The sequence below is a fragment of the uncultured Paraglaciecola sp. genome, assembly GCF_913058035.1.
GTDB lineage: Bacteria > Pseudomonadota > Gammaproteobacteria > Enterobacterales > Alteromonadaceae > Paraglaciecola.
The window spans coordinates 1-5137 of sequence record NZ_CAJXPA010000243.1 but is presented as its reverse complement, the minus strand read 5'-3'; the positions used below and the strand labels follow the sequence as shown (position 1 = coordinate 5137).

At 41.0% G+C, this 5137-nt stretch carries 6 protein-coding genes; 4 read left to right on the top strand and 2 right to left on the bottom strand.

Going from position 1 to position 5137, the window contains the following annotated elements; all coding sequences use genetic code 11:
* Positions 1 to 155: 155 nt before the first annotated feature.
* Together QZ562_RS19425 and rpmE are read right to left on the bottom strand one after the other, a co-directional pair.
* Positions 156 to 557 (bottom strand): hypothetical protein, encoded by a 402-nt coding sequence (locus QZ562_RS19425; RefSeq protein WP_293763946.1) that lies wholly within the window; start codon positions 555 to 557, stop codon positions 156 to 158.
* A gap of 181 nt (positions 558 to 738) precedes the next feature.
* Positions 739 to 951, bottom strand: a complete 213-nt coding sequence (gene rpmE / locus QZ562_RS19420) for a 50S ribosomal protein L31 (RefSeq protein WP_293763945.1) — start codon at positions 949 to 951, stop codon at positions 739 to 741.
* A gap of 189 nt (positions 952 to 1140) precedes the next feature.
* On the opposite strand from rpmE, the gene priA reads away from it, so the two are divergent.
* From priA to QZ562_RS19400, 4 genes are all read left to right on the top strand, one after another.
* On the top strand, positions 1141 to 3321 hold the full coding sequence (gene priA / locus QZ562_RS19415; protein WP_293763943.1) for a primosomal protein N': 2181 nt from the start codon (positions 1141 to 1143) through the stop codon (positions 3319 to 3321).
* An 87-nt stretch (positions 3322 to 3408) separates the two neighbouring features.
* Positions 3409 to 3951, top strand: a complete 543-nt coding sequence (locus tag QZ562_RS19410; RefSeq protein WP_293763942.1) for an SPOR domain-containing protein — start codon at positions 3409 to 3411, stop codon at positions 3949 to 3951.
* 186 nt (positions 3952 to 4137) lie between these two features.
* On the top strand, positions 4138 to 4662 hold the full coding sequence (hslV, locus tag QZ562_RS19405; RefSeq protein WP_293763941.1) for an ATP-dependent protease subunit HslV: 525 nt from the start codon (positions 4138 to 4140) through the stop codon (positions 4660 to 4662).
* Between the two features lie 82 nt (positions 4663 to 4744).
* The coding region (locus QZ562_RS19400) for an AAA family ATPase (protein ID WP_293763940.1) at positions 4745 to 5137 on the top strand (393 nt) is incomplete at its 3' end.

The window sequence follows — 5137 nt, the reverse complement described above, 5'->3', positions numbered from 1 at the left end:
GGATAAAATGATTAACTTGCGAATTGTAGTAGTAAAAAACTGCAGTTTTTCCTCATCAGATGAGGTGACAACCAGCTCCGCTTCCGGTGCTTGATAAATATTTTCTGATGTCATTGTTAACTCCCTTTAAAAGTTGTGTGATTCTACAAGGGTATTTATCCCAATTTGCTTTGATATTCAACATAGGCTGGTATAGCAATTGCTGCAATGATACCAATCAAGACAAAACTTAACACTATCAACACCCCCCAAAAAGACCACCTACGTTGCACTTCTTGAAAATGCTCAACACTCTTCCATGTTTTATTTTGCCAAGCCCACTCACGTCCTTTAAAGCCCAAAACTATCGCCATAATAAAACCGATATAAGGTACAAATGCGATTAACCCAATCCAAGTTTTGTTGCCTATAGCCCATATCCAGCTGAGAAAAAACGCGCCCCAACTCCACCCTTTAATATTATCAGGTAATGCTTGACCCTTGCCCATTCCTGAATTGTTTTCTGTGTCCACTTTCAAATCGGCCGCGGGTGCCGAATATACATCTGAGTCTGACATAAGTTATATTCTTAATATGTAAGTTAGGAACCAGACTATTACATTGTGATAAATATAAAGCAAAGGATGCTGAAGAGGTTTAAATCAACTATTTAATTAAAATGACTGATGACAATTTTTTTGACACAAAAAAGACGCTAAATAAGCGCCTTTTTTGTGTCATGTTAGACTTAAAAAAGATTTAGCTTTTCTTAAGACCAGCAAAACGTTTGTTGAATTTATCAACACGACCACCAGTGTCGACGTTACGTTGCTTACCAGTATAAAAAGGGTGGCAAGACGAACATACGTCTAAGTTGATGTCTTTTTTCAAAGTAGAACGAACTTTGATAATATTTCCGCAAGAACAGTTTGCAGTCATTACTTGATAATCAGGATGGATATCTTGTTTCATGGGTTACCTCTTCGTCAGGCCGTATCGCTATTCAACCCGAAGCTGAACACCATACGAAAATTAAATTAAAAAGCTTTGTGGCTTGCCGCAAAGTGGCGCGCATATTAATGTAACGTGCTTGGGCGATCAAGACTTTTGTTGATTTTATACCCAAATTACTCTTTTTACCAAAGGCTATGCAAAATACAAATGGCAATACTTAGTGTCGCACTTCCTATTCCGAAGCGTCAGTTTTTCGATTATCTATACGAAGGTACTGCTTTACCCGTGGGTGTTCGTGTTCGCGTTTCTTTTGGCCCACGCAAATTAATAGGTGTGGTTTGGGGAATAAATGAAAAATCAGATTGGGACATCAGTAAACTAAAGTCCATCGAAGCGGTGATAGATGACACGCCAATATTTAATCCAAGTTTGATTAAACTATGCAGCTGGTTGGCACAATATTATAAACATCCCATCGGTGATGTGGTTCAAACTGCCATGCCTGTAGCGCTTCGAAAAGGTGAGTCGAGCTTAGCAAAACCAGTTCAGTATTGGACACTAAGTGATGTCGGCCAGTCAGCAGATTTAAGTATTTTATCTCGCGCACCTAAACAACGTGCTTTTATGCAGTCGTTACACGTCCAAGATAGTATCAAATCTAAAGCCAAAGCTGATTTTGGTGTGGCTGCAATTAAATCTTTAGTAGAAAAAGAGTTCATTACAGCTGTCGAAAAAGTCCCCACAACCGCATCAACTTGGCAACAAAGCTTAATTATCCAAGACAAACCCATAGCCAATGTTGAGCAAGCCATCGCTATTAGTTGTATTGAAGCAAAACTTGACCAATATGGCTGTTTTTTATTAGATGGTATTACTGGCAGTGGTAAAACAGAAGTTTATCTACAGGCAATAGAACAAGTACTAAAGCAAGGCAAACAAGTATTAATTTTAGTACCCGAAATTGGACTCACACCTCAAACCGTGCACAGATTTAAATATCGCTTTGGTCTTGATGTAGGAGTTTTACACTCGGGACTTAATAATAATGAACGGTTACAAGTATGGCAGCAAAGCGCAAATGGTCAGTTAGGCATTATTATCGGGACTCGCTCGGCCATTTTTACGCCTATGCTTAAACCTGGATTACTGATCGTTGACGAAGAACATGACTCTTCGTACAAACAACAAGACGGATTACGATATCATGCGCGTGACTTAGCTGTGATGCGTGCACGTGAAGAAAACATACCTTTAGTATTGGGCTCAGCCACACCTGCTCTAGAAACTTTAAACAATGCACTAACCGGTAAATACCAACACCTCAAATTAAATCAGCGTGCTGGCAATGCAACACTTGCTACTCAACATGTTTTTGACATTCGTCAGCAGCAGCTACAATTTGGTGTGGCTCAAGGCATGTTAGATCGTATGGGGCAGCATTTGCAGCAAGGTAGCCAGGTCATGCTATTTATCAATCGCAGAGGTTATGCACCTGCTTTAATGTGCCATCAGTGCGGTTATGTTGAACACTGTAAGCGGTGTGATAAGCCGTTTACTGTGCACAAACAGTTGTATAAGTTGCAGTGCCATCACTGTGGTAGTGCTAAGTCTATTCCTAAGAACTGCCAACAATGCCAGTCCAGTGAACTGACTTCTATGGGTGTGGGGACAGAGCAGTTAGAACAAGGGATAGCCAACCATTTCCCTCAATACAGTAGCATTCGAATAGACAGCGATAGTGCACGAGGCAAAAACAAACTGGATAACATGCTTAGCAGTATCAACAATAATGAGCACCAAATTTTAATTGGCACCCAAATTTTGTCTAAAGGTCATCATTTTCCTAATGTGACACTGGTGCTTATTCTAGATGTTGACGGTGCTTTGTTTAGTGCTGATTATCGTGCTTCAGAACATTTAGCACAACTTATTACACAACTCGCAGGACGCGCAGGACGCGCAGAAAAGCCAGGTGAGATGTGGTTGCAAACTCACGATCCAGGTCATCCTTTGCTGCAAGACTTAATTAATAATGGCTATGCACATTTTGCTCAATATGCGCTATTGGAGAGGCAACATGCCAACTTACCACCCTACACTTTTCAAGCATTATTTAAAGCACAGGCGTTAAGTGCACGTGACGCTTTTAACTTTTTACAGCAAATTGCTCAGTTATTTAGTGCTGCTGACAATGTCGATTGTGTAGGACCTATTCCCGCTTTGATGGAAAAGCGACAAGGCCAGTATCGGATGCAATTGTTATTACAAAGTACACAACGCAGCACCTTACAAAAAGCTATCGGACAACAAATTAAACAAATCGAAACATTAAATTTAGCCCATAAGATCCGCTGGTCGCTAGATATCGATCCGCAGGATTTTAGTTAAATATAATAATAATGAATATTCTGATTGAGGTTCCCGTGAACCGCGGTAAGATCACCCATATTATTTCTACTCAGTACTATTTATAGCATGGCGCACAAAGATTACGTGGCTCGTGGCCACAGCAGTAAAAAACAGACTCCACCTTTGTCCAAACCATCATTACCTTGGTTACGGATTATCATCACCCTCATATTAGTACTTGGATTTAGCTATTTTTTATGGAGTATCAAAGGCACAGCACCTGAGAATACAACTGACGTGATTGTCATTAAACAGCAAGCTCAAAGCGAAAAAGATACACTGCCCGAGATACCACAAGAAGAATGGGAATTTATTAGGAGCTTGCCAGAATACACAGTTGAAATTGTACAAAAAAAACAGGACCAACCAATAGTTCGCCGTCTGATGCAATGTGGTTCGTTTAGAAAAGATTCTCAGGCACAACAATTAAAAGCAAACATTGCTTTTCAAGGATTAGAAGCGCAAGTGAGGTCAAGCAAAGGCACATCAGGGGTGTGGTACCGAGTGATCCTTGGCCCTTATGAAAGCAAACGTGAAGCTGAACAAGACCGTCACACGTTGCAACGTGCAAAAATTAACGGTTGTAAGATTTGGAACTGGAACCTCTAAATAAATCTGGTTGTAGGCATTACGAGTTGCGAGCACCTGCTCGCGGCTTGAAAAAAATAGAATACTCCCCACATCTATTGCATCTGGTGAAGTTCCTCTGAAATACACAGGACCATAACCCACTCTTAACCCTGACAACCTTTGTGTAGACCAGTCTGGTTGTCCTTCGACACTGAAGGAATTTTCGTGACTACAATTGTATCCGTACGTCGTAATAATCAAGTAGTAATAGCCGGTGATGGTCAAGTATCCCTTGGCAATACTGTAATGAAAGGCAACGCTAAAAAAGTACGTCGTCTTTATAATAACCAAGTGATCGCAGGATTTGCTGGAAGTACGGCTGATGCGTTTACTTTGTTCGAACGTTTCGAGTCTAAACTTGAAATGCACCAAGGCAACTTAACTCGCGCAGCAGTTGAACTAGCTAAAGATTGGCGTAGTGATCGTATGCTACGTAAGCTTGAGGCTTTACTTGCAGTTGCAGACGAAACCGCCTCATTTATCATTACCGGAAATGGCGATGTAGTCCAGCCAGAAAATGACTTAATTGCTATAGGCTCTGGTGGTAACTTTGCACAGTCTGCCGCTATGGCCTTGTTAGAAAACACCGAATTATCGGCCCAAGAAATTGCTCAAAAAAGTTTGACCATAGCAGGTAATATTTGCGTATTTACTAACCATAGCCAAACGATTGAAACGATCGATTATTAACTGCTGCGGCTAAGACAAATTCCCTAACTTGCATTATTTAAATATATCGCAGGTTGTTTACCCAAATTATAAGGTTTAATTTATGTCAGAGATGACCCCAAGAGAAATCGTCCACGAATTGGACTGTCATATTATCGGTCAACAAGATGCTAAACGTGCAGTCTCTATTGCCCTTCGAAATCGCTGGCGCAGAATGCAACTTGAACCAGAGTTGCGACAAGAAGTCACCCCTAAAAATATCCTGATGATCGGCCCAACAGGTGTGGGTAAAACAGAGATTGCTCGGCGCCTAGCAAAATTGGCCAACGCGCCTTTTATCAAAGTCGAAGCCACAAAATTTACTGAAGTGGGTTATGTCGGTAAAGAAGTCGAAACTATCATCCGTGACTTAGCTGACATTGCTGTCAAAATGACGAAAGAACAAGCTAAAAGCAAGGTGAAGTACCGCGCTGAAGAAGCCGCAGAAGAACGTATT

Bases quoted from the DNA above. Each gene is read 5' to 3' on its own strand.
- QZ562_RS19410 (WP_293763942.1), top strand. From the start codon at position 3,409: ATGGCGCACAAAGATTACGTGGCTCGTGGCCACAGCAGTAAAAAACAG.
- priA (WP_293763943.1), top strand. From the start codon at position 1,141: ATGGCAATACTTAGTGTCGCACTTCCTATTCCGAAGCGTCAGTTTTTC.
- QZ562_RS19425 (WP_293763946.1), bottom strand. From the start codon at position 557: ATGTCAGACTCAGATGTATATTCGGCACCCGCGGCCGATTTGAAAGTG.
- rpmE (WP_293763945.1), bottom strand. From the start codon at position 951: ATGAAACAAGATATCCATCCTGATTATCAAGTAATGACTGCAAACTGT.